The sequence below is a fragment of the Rhodococcus sp. T9N genome (assembly GCF_024436645.1).
Taxonomy (GTDB): domain Bacteria; phylum Actinomycetota; class Actinomycetes; order Mycobacteriales; family Mycobacteriaceae; genus Rhodococcus_F; species Rhodococcus_F qingshengii.
This window is the reverse complement of record NZ_JAMSKS010000006.1, coordinates 31,306-48,135: the sequence shown is the minus strand read 5'-3', so window position 1 is coordinate 48,135 and position 16,830 is coordinate 31,306. Positions and strand designations below refer to the sequence as shown.

General features: G+C 62.3%; 17 protein-coding genes. 9 read left to right on the top strand and 8 right to left on the bottom strand.

Annotation, left to right across the window (positions count from 1 at the left end; all coding sequences use genetic code 11):
• Nucleotides 1-86 precede the first annotated feature (86 nt).
• Nucleotides 87-1,367, bottom strand: a complete 1,281-nt coding sequence (locus tag M1L53_RS12450; protein ID WP_020968906.1) for a DUF445 domain-containing protein — start codon at nucleotides 1,365-1,367, stop codon at nucleotides 87-89.
• 170 nt (nucleotides 1,368-1,537) lie between these two features.
• Between M1L53_RS12450 and M1L53_RS12445 the strand changes: the two genes are divergently transcribed.
• Together M1L53_RS12445 and M1L53_RS12440 are read left to right on the top strand one after the other, a co-directional pair.
• On the top strand, nucleotides 1,538-2,272 hold the full coding sequence (locus M1L53_RS12445; RefSeq protein ID WP_003941527.1) for a TetR/AcrR family transcriptional regulator: 735 nt from the start codon (nucleotides 1,538-1,540) through the stop codon (nucleotides 2,270-2,272).
• A 57-nt stretch (nucleotides 2,273-2,329) separates the two neighbouring features.
• Nucleotides 2,330-3,184, top strand: coding sequence for a polyphosphate kinase 2 family protein (locus tag M1L53_RS12440; RefSeq protein WP_047268875.1), 855 nt, complete (start codon nucleotides 2,330-2,332; stop codon nucleotides 3,182-3,184).
• Between the two features lie 16 nt (nucleotides 3,185-3,200).
• Here the strand turns inward: M1L53_RS12440 and M1L53_RS12435 are convergent, their stop codons facing one another.
• A complete protein-coding gene (locus M1L53_RS12435; protein ID WP_039973486.1) occupies nucleotides 3,201-3,422 on the bottom strand; it encodes a hypothetical protein in 222 nt (73 codons plus the stop codon).
• A 114-nt stretch (nucleotides 3,423-3,536) separates the two neighbouring features.
• Between M1L53_RS12435 and M1L53_RS12430 the strand changes: the two genes are divergently transcribed.
• A complete protein-coding gene (locus M1L53_RS12430; RefSeq protein WP_054186880.1) occupies nucleotides 3,537-4,106 on the top strand; it encodes a DUF2231 domain-containing protein in 570 nt (189 codons plus the stop codon).
• 22 nt (nucleotides 4,107-4,128) lie between these two features.
• Here the strand turns inward: M1L53_RS12430 and M1L53_RS12425 are convergent, their stop codons facing one another.
• Complete coding sequence (locus M1L53_RS12425; RefSeq protein ID WP_003941464.1) at nucleotides 4,129-4,542, bottom strand: DUF6292 family protein; 414 nt, start codon at nucleotides 4,540-4,542, stop codon at nucleotides 4,129-4,131.
• 120 nt (nucleotides 4,543-4,662) lie between these two features.
• Between M1L53_RS12425 and M1L53_RS12420 the strand changes: the two genes are divergently transcribed.
• Nucleotides 4,663-5,931 carry a glycosyltransferase gene (locus M1L53_RS12420; protein WP_003941555.1) on the top strand — a complete coding sequence of 423 codons (1,269 nt, stop codon included), beginning with the start codon at nucleotides 4,663-4,665 and terminating at the stop codon, nucleotides 5,929-5,931.
• A gap of 68 nt (nucleotides 5,932-5,999) precedes the next feature.
• Here the strand turns inward: M1L53_RS12420 and M1L53_RS12415 are convergent, their stop codons facing one another.
• On the bottom strand, nucleotides 6,000-6,443 hold the full coding sequence (locus M1L53_RS12415; protein WP_007735372.1) for an STAS domain-containing protein: 444 nt from the start codon (nucleotides 6,441-6,443) through the stop codon (nucleotides 6,000-6,002).
• 391 nt (nucleotides 6,444-6,834) lie between these two features.
• Here M1L53_RS12415 and M1L53_RS12410 point away from each other — a divergent pair, with 391 nt between their 5' ends.
• Both M1L53_RS12410 and M1L53_RS12405 read left to right on the top strand, forming a co-directional pair.
• Nucleotides 6,835-7,266, top strand: coding sequence for an ATP-binding protein (locus M1L53_RS12410; protein ID WP_003941553.1), 432 nt, complete (start codon nucleotides 6,835-6,837; stop codon nucleotides 7,264-7,266).
• Nucleotides 7,263-8,057, top strand: coding sequence for an RNA polymerase sigma factor SigF (locus M1L53_RS12405; protein ID WP_003941515.1), 795 nt, complete (start codon nucleotides 7,263-7,265; stop codon nucleotides 8,055-8,057). Before M1L53_RS12410 ends, M1L53_RS12405 begins: the two co-directional genes overlap by 4 nt.
• A gap of 37 nt (nucleotides 8,058-8,094) precedes the next feature.
• Here M1L53_RS12405 and M1L53_RS12400 read toward each other — a convergent pair whose 3' ends face one another.
• The 4 genes from M1L53_RS12400 to aceA form a co-directional block, all read right to left on the bottom strand.
• Nucleotides 8,095-9,135 carry an NAD(P)-dependent alcohol dehydrogenase gene (locus tag M1L53_RS12400; protein ID WP_003941488.1) on the bottom strand — a complete coding sequence of 347 codons (1,041 nt, stop codon included), beginning with the start codon at nucleotides 9,133-9,135 and terminating at the stop codon, nucleotides 8,095-8,097.
• Nucleotides 9,136-9,207: 72 nt separating this feature from the next.
• Nucleotides 9,208-11,514: a 5-methyltetrahydropteroyltriglutamate--homocysteine S-methyltransferase gene (gene metE / locus M1L53_RS12395; protein WP_003941510.1), complete on the bottom strand. Its 2,307-nt coding sequence runs from the start codon at nucleotides 11,512-11,514 to the stop codon at nucleotides 9,208-9,210.
• Between the two features lie 91 nt (nucleotides 11,515-11,605).
• Nucleotides 11,606-12,502: a 3-hydroxybutyryl-CoA dehydrogenase gene (locus tag M1L53_RS12390; protein WP_003941541.1), complete on the bottom strand. Its 897-nt coding sequence runs from the start codon at nucleotides 12,500-12,502 to the stop codon at nucleotides 11,606-11,608.
• Nucleotides 12,503-12,687: 185 nt separating this feature from the next.
• A complete protein-coding gene (aceA, locus tag M1L53_RS12385) occupies nucleotides 12,688-13,977 on the bottom strand; it encodes an isocitrate lyase (RefSeq protein ID WP_003941533.1) in 1,290 nt (429 codons plus the stop codon).
• 503 nt (nucleotides 13,978-14,480) lie between these two features.
• Between aceA and M1L53_RS12380 the strand changes: the two genes are divergently transcribed.
• From M1L53_RS12380 to fmdA, 3 genes are all read left to right on the top strand, one after another.
• Nucleotides 14,481-15,104, top strand: coding sequence for a serine/threonine protein kinase (locus tag M1L53_RS12380; RefSeq protein ID WP_223304378.1), 624 nt, complete (start codon nucleotides 14,481-14,483; stop codon nucleotides 15,102-15,104).
• A 79-nt stretch (nucleotides 15,105-15,183) separates the two neighbouring features.
• A complete protein-coding gene (locus tag M1L53_RS12375; RefSeq protein ID WP_037129638.1) occupies nucleotides 15,184-15,471 on the top strand; it encodes an FmdB family zinc ribbon protein in 288 nt (95 codons plus the stop codon).
• Nucleotides 15,472-15,565: 94 nt separating this feature from the next.
• On the top strand, nucleotides 15,566-16,825 hold the full coding sequence (gene fmdA / locus M1L53_RS12370) for a formamidase (RefSeq protein ID WP_042923284.1): 1,260 nt from the start codon (nucleotides 15,566-15,568) through the stop codon (nucleotides 16,823-16,825).
• The last annotated feature ends 5 nt before the right edge of the window (nucleotides 16,826-16,830 follow it).

The window sequence follows — 16,830 nt, the reverse complement described above, 5'->3', positions numbered from 1 at the left end:
GTGGACATTTCCCAGGATAGGAGAGGGTGCTAACTATTGCAAGCACTACTGCTAGCACTCGTGGTGGACGTCACATACCGGACAGCTCAGCCGAAGATGAGCGTCGAAATCGTGTAGATCAGCAGTCCGGCGATCGAGCCCACAACGGTGCCGTTGATACGGATGAACTGAAGATCTCGACCGACCTGCAACTCGATCTTCTGGCTCGCTTCGTCGGCGTCCCACCGCTCGACGGTGTCACTGATGACTCCAGTGATCTCGTCGGTGTAGTTCTCCGCGATGTACTTGGTGCCCTGCACCAGCCAGCCGTCGACCTTCTCACGCATGGACTCGTCGTCACGCAGCCTGACTCCGAAGCCGGCGACGTTCTCGGCGACCTTGGTCCGCAGGGTGCTGTTCGGATCGTCGACGGACTCCATGATGAGCCGCTTGGCAACCTGCCATGTCGACGACGCCAGACCCGTCACTTCCTCGCGACCCATGATCTCGGCCTTGATCCCCTCGGCCTTCTTGATGGTCTCCGGGTCGTTCTGCAGATCATCGGCGAAGTCGATCAGGAAGCGGTTGGCGGCGAGGCGTACCTCGTGTTCGGGGTTGGAACGGACCTTCCAGGTGAACTCGACGAGTTCCTTGTATATCTTCTCCCCCAGCATGGCGTCGACGAACTTCGGCGACCACGCGGGCGAATCGCGAACGATCACACGATCGATCGTCTCCTGGCTGCCGAGAGCCCACTGATGTGCCCGCTCGGCAAGCAATTCGATGATCGGCAGTTGCTTGTTGTCCTTGAGAAGTTCACCGAGCACTCGGCCGATCGGCGGTCCCCACATGGGCTCGGCCAGACGCTTCACGATCGTGTTGTCGATGATCTGGGCGATGTCCTCGTCGCGAAGAACCTCGACCATGCCGCGCAAGACCGTCGACGTCTCGGCGGCGACGCGAGCGGCGTTGGCAGGTTCGGCCATCCACGTACCGAGGCGGAGCGGAATCTGCGCCTGCTGCACCTTGGCCGACACAACCTCGGGAGCCAGGAAGTTTTGACCGACGAATGAGCTCAGGCTGGCTCCGAGCTGGTCTTTCTTACGCTTGATGATGGCAGTGTGCGGGATGGGAAGGCCCATCGGATGACGGAAGAGCGCGGTGACGGCAAACCAGTCGGCAAGCGCGCCGACCATGCCTGCCTCGGACGCGGCCCGGACGTACCCGACCCACTCTCCGGCGCCGCGGGATTCCTGCCACCGGCAGAAGATGTAGACCACCGTCGCGAAGCCCAGAAGGCCAGTAGCGAAGACCTTCATCTTGCGAAGGTCCCGACGCTTGGCGGCGTCGTCGAAGGCGGAGAGGCTCAGTTGCTGCACCCTCGCCATTGTGCCGAAAGGTGTGACGCGGCGTAGCGCGAGCGACACGAAGTCCGATTCTGCAGGACCTAATCCCCCGAACTGCGGATGTGAGTGCCCGAGATAAAGGCGCGGACATTAAGCTGGACCGGAAAGTAGACCGATCGGACGTGGCTCGCACCACAGATATGAGATGACTCGTGGCCAAGAATGCCGTGCAGGACAACGAGCAGGTAGACGGCCCAGTCGTTGCTGATGCGAAGCCCGAGAAATCCGACGGTCGGAAGCGTCGTTGGCGTGAGCACAAGATCGCTCGCCGCGAGGAACTCGTCGACGGCACCATCGCCGCCATCCGCGCGCGCGGCCGTGAGATCGGCATGGACGAGATCGCGTCCGAGATCGGTGTCTCCAAGACCGTGCTCTACCGATACTTCGCCGACAAGAGCGACCTCACGACCGCCACGATGATGCGGTACGTCGAGACCATCCTGTCGCCGCGTATCTACGAAGCGATCAGTGGCGATCTCGACGATTTCGAACTCACTCAGGCGAGCATCACCGCATACGTCGAGACGGTGGCATCCGACCCCGACATCTACCTCTACGTCATGGCCAACGGCGCCGGCGCCAACCGCGACGTCGTTGCCGATTCCGAGCGCATGATCGCCGAATTGCTCTCCACGGTGTTGGGCAATCGTCTTCGCGAGATGGAGATGGATTCCGGCGGTTCGCTGCCGTGGGCGTTCGGGATCGTCGGCGGAATTCAGCTCGCGACGCACTGGTGGATCTCCAACAAGTCGATGTCCGCGGAATCGCTGATCGACTACCTCACGATGATGACGTGGGGCGGCATCACCGGCATAGCGGCGGTCAACGGATCACCGGCCAAGTTCAAGTCGGTTCCGCATCCCCTCGTCAAGCCTGCCGAGGACTGACTCGCCCGAGACCGAACTTTCGAGCCGCCGGGCGCGATCCTGTGGCACTCTTTCGGCATGGCACAAGACTCGCTGTGGGAAACACCGGCCGCCAAGACCCTGCGGGCGGAGCCCGGGTTCGAACTCGATCAACTCGATCGCAACAGCACTCCGGGATTCACCGGAAACAAAGCTGACGGCGAACGTCTGCTCGAGGAGCGCGGCGCGGTTCTGTCCGACCTGCAGGAGTTGCTGTACGCCAACGGCCGGTCAGGGGACAGTCGTTCAGTCCTGCTGGTCCTGCAAGGAATGGACACCGCAGGCAAGGGCGGCATGGTCCGACACGTGATCGGTCACGTGGATCCTTCGGGAGTTCAGCACGCGGCCTTCGGCGTCCCGACCGAAGAGGAAAAGCAACATCACTACCTTTGGCGGATCAAGAAGGAACTCCCCCGCGGCGGCTATCTCGGTGTGTTCGATCGCTCCCACTACGAGGACGTCCTGGTAGTGCGCGTCCACGATCTTGTCCCGGAGGATGTCTGGAGCAAGCGCTACGACGAGATCAACCAGTTCGAAAAGGAACTCGTCGACGCCGGAACCACCATCGTGAAAGTCGCGATGTTCGTCTCGCTCGACGAGCAGAAGAAGCGACTCGAAGAACGTCTCGACCGCCCGGACAAGTATTGGAAGTACAACCCCGGCGACGTGACCGAACGCGGTTTGTGGCCTGCATATCAACAGGCGTATCAGGCAATGCTCGACAAGACGTCGACCGAGCACGCGCCGTGGTACGTCGTGCCGTGTGATCGGAAGTGGTACAGCCGCATTGCGGTCACGGAGCTACTGATCGACGCTCTGGAAAAGCTCGATCTCGACTGGCCCCCTGCCGACTTCGACATCGAGGTGGAGAAGGCACGACTCGCACAGTCTTGATCAGAAGCAGGCCCGATCAGAACAGGTGTGGGGATTCGCGGTGCACTTTGTGATCGTGACGCACAGTACTGGCGTACAGGGCTACCGCGAGGCCGATGCACGCGACGCCGGCGAGGCCGGCGATCAATGCCCAACCACCCTGGCCTGAACCTGCCGCCACCAGAAAACTGCCGAGGCAGACCACTGTGGCCAGCACCAGGAAATACGACGCCCACGCTGCAAAGAGATTGAGCTTCATCGTTCGCTCCTCCGGTCGGATCTCTTTCGTTTCGACCGTACGCCGGAGCATGACGGTCGACAAGACACTGCCGCCTCGAGGTTTCCCGACGTCTACGCCGGGTAGCCGAATTACATGGACATCGGAACTCTTTATCGCGGAATCGAATCCGCTCACGGACTGGACGGTCCGTCCACTGGCCTCAGGCGCAGAATCCTCGAGATCACGGAGCGATCCGACCGATCGCGCACTGTCGCGGCACTTCTGCGCGGCGCCGCCGTCGGGCATCCCATCCATCCTGCCCTCGTGACCATTCCCGCGGGCGCGTGGACGGCTTCGTTGATCTTCGATGTTCTAGGCGATCCGCAGACTGCACGACGGCTGATCGGGCTCGGATTGGTTTCGACTCCGCCGGCTTTGCTGACGGGATGGCTGGACTGGTCCGAACGTGGCGACGTCGCACGCCGAGTGGGGCTGGTGCACGCGGCGTCGAATGCAGTGGGGATCTGGACTTTTGCGGCGTCGTACAGGCTACGCGGAAAGGACTCACTCGCGCTGGCGCGAGTGCTGTCGGTGCTGGGGCTCACCGCGGTCGGTGTCGGTGGCGCGCTCGGTGGTCACATCGTTTTCAAGCTCATGGACGATCCGGCCGTCGAGGCTGCAGCGACTCCGGTTCTCGATCCCATCCTGGATGTAGTCAACTGAGCCGATCGGACCTCGATACTGTTCAGGCGTAAGCACTTCCGGAGTAGCTCCGCAGTTCTCGCGCGGTCTCGTCCGAATCCGCCAATGGTCTGTTCATGACCCAGTGTGGGCTGCGCGTGCCCAGTGTCGCGGCAAAATCGGCGACGGCGTCCGGGGTCGGCACTGCGTGTTCGCCCAGATATCCGAGAACGATGAGGTCCTCCCCTGATCTGGTCTCCACGGCCAGGGCCCAACCGCACGTCTCCTCCCACAGCAAAGCCACCTCGCGCCCGGGGAAACGCGGCACAGTTCGGTCCAATGCGATGTAAGCCTCCAGAGGGTGCTCGCGCCTGCAACACCACTGCTCGATGCCGGCCCCCACACCGACCGCCACCCGTTGTACGTACCGCTCGAACCCGAGTCCGACGGTTGCGTCGACCAGCATTTGTTCTGTCATCGAACCTCACTCCTCGCCATCGTGTTTGGAATGTGCCCAGCGCTGACCGCGTCGAAACCCGGTTCAGATCACGGACTCCGGGTATCCCCAGACGAACCGATCAAGTGGAGAGGGGACCCGATGAAGTACTCGCCCGCTATGGCTCCCGGACGAATGCTGAAGATCTCCATGGTGTCGGTGAACGCCGATCCACTCGCACCGGTGGGCTGCTCGGCAGCCGGTGCACAGAACCTGCACGTCGACGAACTGTCTGCCGCCTTGGTTCGTGCCGGACACGACGTCACCGTCTTCACCAGGCGTGCCCACGTCGGTGGGCCGGACCGCGTTCGCGCCCGCGCCGGGTACTCCGTCGACTATCTCGAGGCCGGCCCGACGCAGGCTCTCCCGGATGCCGATATCCTCCCTCACCTGGGAACCTTTGCCAGCATTCTGCGCGCTCAGTGGAGTACCGACCGACCCGATGTGGTGCACTCGCACTTCTGGATGTCCGGTGTGGCAACGGAACTCGCGACCCGATCGCTCGGCATCCCCGTACTTCAGACATTCCATTCCCTGGGATCTGCGGCGCACCGCCACCTCGGAGCAGCCGACGACAGCCCCTCGGAGCGGACTCACCTGGAACCGTTGATCGCCAGGGGCGCAACCCATGTCATCGCGACCAGTTCGGACGAAATCTTCGATCTGGTCCGGCAGGGATCACCACGATCACGGACCACGATGGTGCCCTCGGGCGTGGACACCGAAGCATTCACCCCGGAGGGACCCGCCGCGAAGAAAACCGCACCGCATCGATTGATCTGCGTCGGAAGACTGGTGGAGCAGAAGGGCTTCGATGTTGCCGTCGCCGCGCTGGCTTCGCTGCCGGATACGGAGTTGGTGGTGATCGGCGGGCCACCCGTCGCGCAACTGAGCACCGACGAAGTGGCGATCCGCTTGGTCAAGCTCGCCGAGCGCCTCGGCGTCGCAGATCGAGTCCAATTGTTGGGACGGGTTCCGCACCGCCAACTACCGAAACTGATGCGATCGGCCGACGCCCTCGTGTGCACCCCTCGATACGAACCGTTCGGAATCGCGGCACTGGAAGCAATGGCGTGCGGAGTTCCCGTAGTCGCGACTCCTGTTGGCGGACTGCGGGATACGGTGATCGACGGACTCACCGGGCGTCGGGTCCCGGTCAACAACCCGGTGGAAACCGCGCGCGCAGTCCGCCATCTTCTCGACGACGAGGACGAAGGCGCGGCGTTTGCACGGCAGAGCCGGGCCCGAGCGTGCGAATCGTATTCGTGGGATCACGTCGCCACCGAAGTGGTCCGCACCTACGGCCGCTGCGTCACAGCACCGCCGAGAGCCCGCCAACACAAGGGCACTCACCGAAGTGAAGTGCACTGACGCTGACGGGCTCTACGAAACTGAATTCACGAAGGTGATTTCACGAAGCTTGGACTGAAACTGCGTGATCAAGCGGGGAAACGTCGGGTCTCTTCGAGTCCGATTGCATGATCGAGCGACTCGTAGCAGGCAAACATCGACTCCTGACCAGCTGCTTTGAGCAACCTTTGCACCGGGCGGGCGCAGACGAGCGCGAGTGTGCCGCCCACGTCGCGTGATCGCGTCGACAGGACCGACAGCACGGACAAGCCGCACGTCCCCATGAATTCGAGTTCGGATAGATCGACGACCAGCGTCCGGTCCGCGGCCACGTGGTACGTCAAGAAGTCACGAAAAGCATTGGCGCTCATCAGATCGATCTCACCACGAACTTTGATCACAGCGGTGTGTGCACTGATGCGGTGCGCGTGAAACGATGCGGTCGCTGTCCCGGTCGCGGGAGGTCCGTAGTCTACCGATCCCTTCGCCGCGTTCGTAAAGCCTGAAATAGATGATCCTGGAACAACAGTCATGGTTCTCCCATCCCGCAACGGTTTACACTCTGCAAAAGAGAAGGGACCTCCGAAGGAGACGCACGATGAACGGGTCTCCAGAAATACGGATAAATCCCTCATCGGCTGTGTGCTCAACCTCGGTTTGAAACAGTACGCCAGCATGACGGACGTCACAAGTGCGTTGCGACCATTCGTTTCGGTGTTCCGAACAAAAATGTGGTTTGGTCTGCGGTTCCGCGAGGTAATCCGATGTTGCGATCGCCAACGGTCGTGAGCAGAATCGTGTCGTTTACCCCGGCACCACCATCGACCAAATTTCGTGTTCGGGGGTCACTGTGAAGGTCGGGATGGGTATCGTTCTCGGCACCAGACTTCACCGCGACCCCTGGTACGACGATCCGGAGAACTTATGGCACACCTCAGCGCACTCGAGCCCGATCAGGATCAGACTCAGCCAGTTGTGGAGTTGAGGATTCAAGCGACTCTCGATCAGCTGTCGATTTTGCGTGCACTGGCCGCCACCGTTGCCATTCAGGAAAACTTCGACCTCGACGCCATCGCCGACATCAAACTGGCCATGGACGAAATCTGTACGCATCTGATCGTTCGCGCTGCGCCTGATTCGGTTCTGGTGTGTCGGTTCGTCTTCACGCCGCCGCAATTGCACGTGTCCGTGTCCACGACGACCACGGAGTACGAGGACAGCAGTCAGCGTTCGTTCGGGTGGCACATCCTCACCGAACTAACCGATTCGATTTCGCTCGACCAGGAAGAGAACCTCGGCGGCGTCGGCTACATCACCACCATGAAGTTCACCAAGGCCCTCAGCGGGCGCCTGTGACCGCTTCCGCAGACGGCCCGTCACGCCCGCGTCGGCGGTCCACCGACGAATATCGGGACGTAATACCAGTTTTCGAGGAACTGCGGACCCTCGAGCCCCACAGCCCGGAGTACGAACGAGTGCGCACTGCACTCATCACCAGATGCCTACCGTTGGCCGAGCACATCGCCAGACGATTCGACGGTCGTGGCGAGGCACACGACGATCTGGTTCAGGTGGCGCGTCTCGGTCTGGTCAACGCCGTCGACCGTTTCGATTCCACGCGCGGATCCGATTTCGTCTCGTTCGCAGTTCCCACCGTCATGGGCGAGGTTCGACGACACTTCCGCGACACCGGTTGGGCATTGCGGGTTCCCCGCCGGATGAAGGAGTTGCACTTCCAACTCGGGCAGGCCATCAGCGAGCTGTCACAACAGCTCGGACACGCGCCGACCGTCGACGAGTTGGCCGAGACGTTGGGGATCGAACGCGAAGAAGTTGCCCAGGCCTTGATCGCCGGCAACGCGTATCAGACGGTCTCGGTCGACGGTGCCGCGTCCAATCACACCGACGATCTCCCGCTCGTGGAGACACTCGGTGACTACGACGCAGCTCTCGAGAACGTCGAGAATCACGAGGCGTTGCGTCCGCTTCTCGACAAGCTGCCCGAGCGAGAGCGGACGGTGTTGATGCTCAGATTCTTCGGAAATCTGACGCAGACACAGATCGCCGAGAAAGTAGGTGTGTCCCAGATGCACGTGTCGAGGTTGCTCGCGAAGACACTGAGTAATCTTCGCGAGCAACTCGACTGAGCTCCGCGAACAATTCGACTGGGCAGGACCGAGCGGGTCAGATCGTTGCGGTGTCGATCACGAATCGGTATCGGACGTCGCTCTTGATCACGCGCTCGTAAGCGTCGTTGATGTCGCTCGCCGGGATCAGTTCGATTTCTGCGCCGATGCCGTGCTCGGCGCAGAAGTCGAGCATCTCCTGTGTCTGCGGGATACCTCCGACCATGGAACCGGCGAGGCTACGACGGTTTGCGGCGAGCGAGAATGCTCGAACTTCGATCGGCTTCTCGGGCAGGCCGAGTTCGACGAGAGTGCCGTTGATGGCAAGCAAGGACATGTAGGCGTCGATGTCGAGGTTGACCGAGACCGTGTTGAGGATCAGGTCGAACTCGCCGCGAAGAGCCTTGAACGTCTCACGGTCGTTGGTCGCGTAGTAGTGATCGGCGCCGAGGCGAAGCCCGTCGTCTTTCTTGCCGAGCGTCTGGCTCAGGACGGTGACTTCCGCTCCGAGCGCCTTGGCGATCTTCACGCCGACGTGCCCGAGGCCGCCGAAACCGATGATGGCGACCTTCTTGCCGGGGCCGGCGTTCCAGTGCCGCAGCGGTGAGTACAAGGTGATGCCCGCGCACAGGAGCGGCGCTGCAACGTCGAGTTCGATGCCCTCCGGGATCGAGAGCACGAAGTGCTCGGTGACGACGATGTGCGTCGAGTAGCCACCCTGAGTGCGCTCGCCGTCGCGGCCGGTGGCGTTGTACGTACCCGTCACACCCTTGCGGCAGTACTGCTCTTCACCGGCGGTGCAGGCGTCGCACTCCCCGCACGAGTCGACGAAGCAGCCGACGCCCACTCGGTCGCCGACCTTGTGCTTGGTGACATCGGACCCCACGGCGGCGACGACGCCGGCGATTTCGTGTCCGGGGACGATCGGGTACTTCGCTCCGCCCCACTCGTTGCGAGCGGTGTGGATGTCGGAATGGCAGATGCCGGCAAATTTGATGTCGATGAGAATGTCCAGTGGACCGAGCTCGCGGCGTTCGACAGTGGTCTTCTCGAGGGGACCGTCAGCGGACGTCGCGGCATAAGCAGCAGCAGTAACCATGCACACATGCCTACCCGTGCATGGAGGGACCTGCAACTCGCAGGCCCCTCCATGACTTGTTCTTTACGTGACTTACCCGGCGTCGCGCTCGGCTTGCTCGGCCCGACGACGCAGGCGCCTCGCGGCCGCAACCATATTGCGCAGCGAAGGCTCGAGTTGCCACGGATGGCGAGTCTTGAGGCCGCCGTCCGGGTTTGCCCACAAGCGATCGAGAGAGATCGATTCGCTTGCCTCAGTGAGCAATTCGTCGAGTTCGTCGATGTCGGGAATCCGAGCCGAGCGAGATTCGTAGACACCGGGGCCGACGCCGTGCGTGAGCGCGCCTTCCTTGAGTGCTTCGAGAACCCACGTGATGGAGCGGGTCGCGACGATAGCCGTCACATCGGCGTCCAACCGTTCGATGGCGTCGACCACCGACGACCGAGCGGAGTACGTCAAATGTGTGTGGATCTGTGTTTCCGGCTTCGCTCCACCTGTTGCCAGACGGAACGCGTCGACGGCCCACTCCAGGTAGGCCTCCCGGCCGTCCTCACGCAGTGGCAGCAGTTCACGAATTGCCGGTTCGTCCACCTGGATGATGGCGATTCCGGCAGCTTCGAGATCCGCGATTTCGTCTCGAATGACAAGTGCCAGTTGCTCTGCCGTTTCGTAGAGCGGCTGATCCTGGCGAACGAACGAACGGGCGATCATGGTGACCGGACCCGTCAGCATGCCCTTGACCGGCTTGTCGGTCAGCGACTGCGCGTACGCGATCCACTCGACCGTCATCGGCTTCGGACGTGCGATGTCGCCGTAGAGAATCGGCGGACGCGTGCAACGAGATCCGTAGGCCTGAACCCAACCGTTGTGCGTGAAGGCATAGCCCTCGAGCAGTTCGGCGAAGTACTGGACCATGTCGTTGCGCTCGTGCTCGCCGTGCACGAAAACATCGAGACCGATGTCCTCTTGCAGACGGATTGTGCGCTCGATCTCTTCCTGGATGCGCTTGTAGTAGTCGTCCCACTCCAAACGCCCCTGGCCGAGTTCGTAACGAGCCTGGCGAATCGCGTCGGTCTGCGGGAACGAACCCAGTGTCTGAGCCGGCACCAAGGGCAGATTCAACCGTTCCTGCTGAGCCTTACGACGCTCCTCGTACGGTGCACGCACACGATCTTCGGGCTTGATCGCGTTCACCCGAGCACGGACAGCGTGCTTGAGCTTGAAGTGCACCTTCGTCGGACGCTTACGCCACTTGTCCGAAGGACCTTCGGTGAGCGCCTTCGCCAGTGAGACGACTTCGCCGACCTTCTGCTTCGCAAAAGCCAGACGGTCTGCGACGTCTCCCGGAATGTCGTACTCGGAGAGCACGTCGTACGGCACGTGCAGCAGCGACGACGACGTGGAGACGACGAGGTCAGGCACAACGTCTTTGAGTTCGTTCAGGTACGTCAAGGTGTTGAACCTGTCGACGCGCCAGACGTTGCGACCGTCGACGACGCCCGCGTAGATGCGCTTGCGCTTGATGTTCGGCACCGCGGCCAGTTCCTCGGCCGTGATCTTGCCGTGCACCAGGTCCAGACCGAAGGCTTCGATCTTGGTGGGCGCCAAGATGTTGAGGGCTTCGCCGAACTTGCCGTACGGACCCGTCACCAACAGGCGCGGGCGCAGCGGGGCCGTCGAAAGCTTCTCGTACGCACGTCCCAGAGCGGCTAGCTCCTCGGGGGTGCGGTCCTCGGTGACCGAAGGCTCGTCCAACTGAACACAGGTCGCACCGGCCTTGGCGAGCTGCTCGAAGAGCTTCTCGTACTCGGGCAGGAGCGCGTCCAACAGGTCGAGCGGGGTGAAGTTCGGATCGGACTTCTCGGTGGCAGGTCCGACCTTCGAAAGCAGAAGCAGCGAGACGGGCCCCATGATGACGGGGCGCAATTCGATGCCGCGCGCCTTCGCACGTTCGAACTCGTCGAGAAGTGCATCCGAGTTGAGCGAGAACACTGTGTTCGCGTCGATCTCGGGCTGACGGTAGTAGTAGTTCGTACCGAAGAAGCGCACCAGCTCGAGAGGCGGGAAGTCCGGGCGGCCGCGGGCCATCGTGAAGTAGAAATCGAGCGGCTCGAGGGCGCCCTCGAGCGGCTTGAACCGCTCCGGCACTGCGCCGAAGAGCAGCGCATTGTCGAGCACGTGATCGTAGAAGGAGAAGGTGTTGCCGGGAACCTGGCTCAATCCCGTCGCAGCCAATTCGCTCCAGGTCGATTCCTGGAGTTCCTTGGCGACCGCGAGAAGTGCGTCCTTGTCCGAAGTGCCGTGCCAGTAGGACTCGAGGGCGCGCTTGAGCTCACGGCGCGGCCCGATGCGCGGATACCCCAGGACGCTGGAGCCGAATGCTGCAGTGCTGCTGGACATGCGGTCGACCTTTCTAACCGAGGGGCGCGAGCGCCCTGTGCGCCTTTGTGGTAGCCGGAACTACCAGAAAGGCGCACAGGGGCGTTGGGCCTTAGCTTGCCTGCTTGGTGGAGCGACCGTTGTCGGCGTATTCGTAGAAGCCCGCGCCGGACTTCTTGCCGGTCAAGCCGGCTTCGACCATACGCAGGAGCAACGGCGGAGCGGAGTACAGCGGCTCCTTGAACTCTTCGTACATGGAGTCGGCGATGGACTTGACGGTGTCGAGTCCGACCAGGTCCGTGAGAGCCAGCGGACCCATGGGGTGCGCGAGGCCGAGAACCGTTGCCTTGTCGATGTCTTCCTTGGTCGCGAAGCCCGACTCGACCATGCGGATCGCCGAGAGCAGGTACGGCACCAGGAGTGCGTTGACGACGAAGCCGGAGCGGTCGGCACTGCGGACGACCTGCTTGCCGAGGATGTCGCTGGCAAAAGCCTCGGCGCGCTGCGAGACGGAGGCACTGGTCTTGAGCGTCGTCACCAATTCGACGAGCGGCAGAACCGGAACCGGGTTGAAGAAGTGCATGCCGATGACTCGCTCGGGACGCTTGGTCGAGATGCCGAGCTTCATGATCGGGATCGACGACGTGTTGGACGCGAGAACCGCATCCGGGTCCGTCACGACCGCGTCGAGCTCGGCGAAGATTTCGCTCTTGATCTTCTCGTCTTCGACGACGGCCTCCACGACGAGCTGGCGGTCCGCGAAATCTCCCAGATCGGAGGTGAAACGCAGACGCCATGCGGCCTGCTCACGCTCACGTTCTGTGATCTTTCCGCTGCTCACGCCGCGGTCGAGCGAACGCAGGATGCGTGAACGCCCGGCTGCTGCAAGCTCGCGAGTCTGCTCGAAGACCAGAACATCGACATGTGCGCGGGCGCACACCTCGGCGATTCCGGCACCCATGATTCCGGCGCCGATAACGCCGACGCGCTGAATTTTTTCGCTGGTCACGTCAGCTCCTTGTTTGTCTCGTGGAGTTTGTCTGGTGAAGGTGTTGCAAAAACAAGCACTTCGAACTGCGTCGACGCTGGTGGCCGACGCAATCGGAACTGCCTTGAAGACGAGAGAAAGTAGTGCGGTGATACAAGCAGGGGAGAGACCCGAAGCCGAGCCTCTCCCCCACCCGAAGTCAGTTCTTAGTGGAACTGTCCCTCTTCGGTGGAGCCCTTGAGAGCTGCCGTCGAGGTGTTGGGGTCAACGGTGGTGGCGATGGTGTCGAAGTAGCCGGCGCCAACCTCACGCTGGTGCTTGATGGCGGTGAAGCCACGCTCTTCGGCAGCCTTGAACTCGCGCTCCTGCAGGTCGACGAATGCCGTCATGCCTTCGCGGGCGTAGCCGTAGGCAAGGTCGAACATGCCGTAGTTGAGCGAGTGGAAGCCGGCCAGCGTGATGAACTGGAACTTGAAGCCCATCGCGCCGAGCTCCTTCTGGAACTTCGCGATGGTCGCGTCGTCCAGGTGCGCCTTCCAGTTGAAGGAAGGGGAGCAGTTGTAGGCCAGGAGCTGGTCCGGGAATTCGCTGCGAACGGACTCGGCGAACTTCTTTGCAACCTCGAGATCCGGCACGCCGGTCTCCATCCAGATGAGGTCTGCGTACGGTGCGTAAGCCTTGGCGCGAGCGATGCAGGGCTCGATGCCGTTCTTGACGCCGTAGAAGCCTTCAGCCGTGCGGGTTCCGTCGAGGAACGGGCGGTCGCGCTCGTCCACGTCGGAGGTGATGAGGGTTGCGGCCTCAGCGTCGGTGCGGGCGATGATGACGGACGGAACGTCCGCGACGTCGGAAGCCAGGCGAGCCGAGGTCAGGGTGCGGATGTGCTGCTGCGTGGGGATGAGCACCTTGCCGCCGAGGTGGCCGCACTTCTTCTCCGAAGCGAGCTGATCCTCCCAGTGGACACCGGCAGCGCCGGCGCCGATCATGGCCTTCTGCAGCTCGTAAGCGTTGAGAGCGCCACCGAAGCCGGCTTCGGCGTCGGCAACGATCGGAGCGAGCCAGTTGCTGACGGAGGTGTCACCCTCGGTCTTGGCGATCTCGTCGGCGCGCAGCAGTGCATTGTTGATGCGACGGACGACGGTCGGAACCGAGTTGGCCGGGTAGAGGCTCTGGTCCGGGTACGTGTGGCCCGAGAGGTTCGCATCGCCGGCAACCTGCCAACCGGAGAGGTAGATGGCCTTCAGGCCGGCGCGAACCTGCTGCACAGCCATGTTGCCGGTAAGTGCACCGAGGGAGTTGATGTAGTCCTCGTTGTTCACGAGATCCCACAGGATCTCGGATCCGCGACGAGCGAGGGTCTGCTCCTCGACGACGGTGCCCTGGAGCTTGACGACCTGATCGGCCGTGTAGTTACGAGTAACGCCCTTCCAGCGAGGGTTGGTGTCCCAATCCTGCTGGAGCTCAGCTGCGGTCTTCGGGGTGCCGGTGGTCGACATCAAGACTCCATCTCTTTGATCTGCTGGTCCGGCCTGTTGTGAGCAGTACGTGCGTACTACTTCACATACTTGCCAGGCCCTTCTTGTGTACTTACCGAGAATGGCACATCGAAAAAGTGCCGTCTACCTGTTGCTAATGCCAATCTTCGCTACCTTTTCAACACACTTTGCTAAGTCTGTGAAGATTCCTACGCGGCTGGTACTACCCAATCGGACAGGTTCCGTACTGGCGAGTAGGAAAGAAACCGCAGGCTGTGAACGAAATGCACTCAACTCCGCCGCTTGCGAATTCCGGCAGTTCGCACGCCACTCGGAACAGGCCCGTCCGCTACTTCGGAGCCAACTTCACTACCCGCGAGTGACCGCAATCACTCCTCGGCAACAGCCTTCGCTAGGACAATTCCGGGATCTACCCCTGGGAAAGCCGGAGACAACCCGTTCGCCGGCCATATGCTGTCGAACCATGACTTGTCGTTCGACGCCCCCGACCGGGCGATAAAGCGGTGCCGGACAACTATCAGCGGCCACCGAACAACCAGGCATGGTCGCAATCCGGTCCACAGCCGCCGCAGTTGGGCTACCGAGCCGCGCCGCAGTCGTATCCCCCGCCCCAGGGATTCCCGCCTGCACCGCCACGTGGAAATCCGCCGCCGCGTCGGCCCGGCTGGGTGATTCCGGTATCCGTAATCGGAGTCATCACTGTGTTGGCTCTCTTCGGCGGGCTTGCCTGGGTCCTCTGGCCGAAGGACGTCCCCAACTCGGCCGCCGGTGGCGCCGCCCACACCACCATCAGCGCCGCGAACACACCCGGCACCACGACAACCGCTCCCAGCACGACATCCCCGACGACCACACGCGCCGCGAACTTTCCGGCCGGTGCGTCCGCCTGCCCCGGCGGGCAGCCGGCCGGAAGTTACAAGGAGTCCGCGACAAGTGGGGGCAAAACTTCATGTGAGTTTGCCGAGGCGGTTCGGATCGCCTACGGGAACTCCGGTGCAACCGGTGCATCCAGCACCGTGTCCGCACGTAGTCCGGTGACCGGCAAGGAGTACACGATGGCATGCAAGGTGACCTCCGGCATCGTCACCTGTACCGGCGGAGACAACGCGGTTGTGTACTTGCGCTGACGGGCGCAATTGCGGCATCGGCAACCCGGTGCGTGTCGTTCCAGTGTCGCACTTACGGATCCTCCGATAGCGTGACCGCATGCCTCTGTACGAGTTTCGCTGTACCGGCTGCGGCCCGCTCGAGCGGTCGTTCGCGATGGCCGAAGTGCCCCAGTCGATTACTTGCCCCCAGTGCAGTCTCGAGTCCAAGCGGGTGGTCTCGTCTCCCCGGTTGAGTCACGCGTCGTCGGCCGCGATGGGTCTACTGGACAGCACTGCTCGATCGGCTCACGAGCCTGCCGTGGTCAGTGGGTCGCTACCCGGCCGCGGCCGGCAATCTGCCCCGACGACGTCCAATCCGTTGCACCGCAAGCTACCTCGCCCCTGAGCGTCCTCACCGCGCGTCCTCGCCATGAGGCCCGATCCGACACGAAAGTCCTGCCGCCACGAGTTTTCCGTTTCTTCGAGAATGAGGAGTGCATATGCCTGAACTGCTGTTTCCACTCGATTCCGCCAAGAAATTCACCGACCAGGCAATCGTCGGCCACAATCGGTGGCACCCGGACATCCCAGCGGCGGTGACAGTGAAACCCGGTGATGCGTTTCGTGTCCATTGCCGCGAATGGTTCGACGGCGCAATACACAACGACGACTCAGCCGACGACATTCTCAATGCACCACTGACCACGGTCCACACGCTGTCCGGCCCCTTTGCCGTCGAAGGCGCGAAGCCCGGCGACCTCTTGATCGTCGACATCTTGGATATCGGGCCTATCCCCCAAGAAGATTCGGGTCCGTTGGCCGGCCAAGGCTGGGGGTACACGGGCATCTTCCCTCGGAACAACGGCGGCGGCTTCCTCACCGAACAGTTCCCCGATGCGTACAAAGCCGTCTGGGATTTCTCCGGCCAAACGGCGACGTCGCGTCACATTCCGCACGTCTCGTTCACGGGCATCGTCCACCCGGGACTCATGGGCACGGCTCCGTCGGCAGCCTTGCTCGCCAAGTGGAATGCCCGCGAGGGCGCCCTCATTGCCACCGATCCCAATCGGGTTCCCCCGCTTGCACTTCCGCCCGAGCCCCGCGATGCAGTACTGGGAACCTTGACCGGTGACGAGTACACACGCGTGGCCGGCGAGGCGGCTCGTACCGCTCCCCCGCGTGAGAACGGCGGAAACCAGGACATCAAGAACCTCACCAAGGGCAGCCGAATCTTCTATCCGGTGTTCGTGGACGGTGCGAATCTGTCGGTCGGCGATCTTCACTTCTCCCAGGGCGACGGTGAGATCACTTTCTGCGGTGCCATCGAGATGGGCGGCTTCATCGATCTTCGTGTGGACATCATCAAGGGCGGAATGGATACCTACGGTGTTTCCGAGAACGCCATCTTCATGCCGGGCAACACGGATCCGCAGTATTCCGAGTGGCTTGCGTTCTCGGGCACTTCCGTCACGTTGGACGGCGAACAGAAGTACCTGGATTCACATCTGTCCTACCAGCGTGCGTGCCTGCATGCGATCGAGTATCTGACCAAGTTCGGGTACGCGCCAGAGCAGGCGTACCTGCTACTCGGCGCGGCGCCGATCGAGGGCCGCCTGTCGGGTGTCGTGGATATCCCCAACTCGTGTTCGACGGTCTATCTCCCGACTGCGATCTTCGACTTCCCCCTTGCACCCTCGTCGAGCGGGCCGTTCCAGATCGATCCCGGAATCGGCGCCCCTCGATCGGAGAACAGGGTCTAGGCCTC

Coding starts and splice junctions, on each gene's coding strand:
- M1L53_RS12410 (WP_003941553.1), top strand. CDS start 6,835: ATGGCACACCTCAGCGCACTCGAGCCCGATCAGGATCAGACTCAGCCA.
- M1L53_RS12430 (WP_054186880.1), top strand. CDS start 3,537: ATGGACATCGGAACTCTTTATCGCGGAATCGAATCCGCTCACGGACTG.
- M1L53_RS12435 (WP_039973486.1), bottom strand. CDS start 3,422: ATGAAGCTCAATCTCTTTGCAGCGTGGGCGTCGTATTTCCTGGTGCTG.
- fmdA (WP_042923284.1), top strand. CDS start 15,566: ATGCCTGAACTGCTGTTTCCACTCGATTCCGCCAAGAAATTCACCGAC.
- M1L53_RS12420 (WP_003941555.1), top strand. CDS start 4,663: ATGAAGTACTCGCCCGCTATGGCTCCCGGACGAATGCTGAAGATCTCC.
- M1L53_RS12440 (WP_047268875.1), top strand. CDS start 2,330: ATGGCACAAGACTCGCTGTGGGAAACACCGGCCGCCAAGACCCTGCGG.
- M1L53_RS12450 (WP_020968906.1), bottom strand. CDS start 1,367: ATGGCGAGGGTGCAGCAACTGAGCCTCTCCGCCTTCGACGACGCCGCC.
- metE (WP_003941510.1), bottom strand. CDS start 11,514: ATGTCCAGCAGCACTGCAGCATTCGGCTCCAGCGTCCTGGGGTATCCG.
- M1L53_RS12375 (WP_037129638.1), top strand. CDS start 15,184: ATGCCTCTGTACGAGTTTCGCTGTACCGGCTGCGGCCCGCTCGAGCGG.
- M1L53_RS12415 (WP_007735372.1), bottom strand. CDS start 6,443: ATGACTGTTGTTCCAGGATCATCTATTTCAGGCTTTACGAACGCGGCG.
- M1L53_RS12425 (WP_003941464.1), bottom strand. CDS start 4,542: ATGACAGAACAAATGCTGGTCGACGCAACCGTCGGACTCGGGTTCGAG.
- M1L53_RS12400 (WP_003941488.1), bottom strand. CDS start 9,135: ATGGTTACTGCTGCTGCTTATGCCGCGACGTCCGCTGACGGTCCCCTC.
- aceA (WP_003941533.1), bottom strand. CDS start 13,977: ATGTCGACCACCGGCACCCCGAAGACCGCAGCTGAGCTCCAGCAGGAT.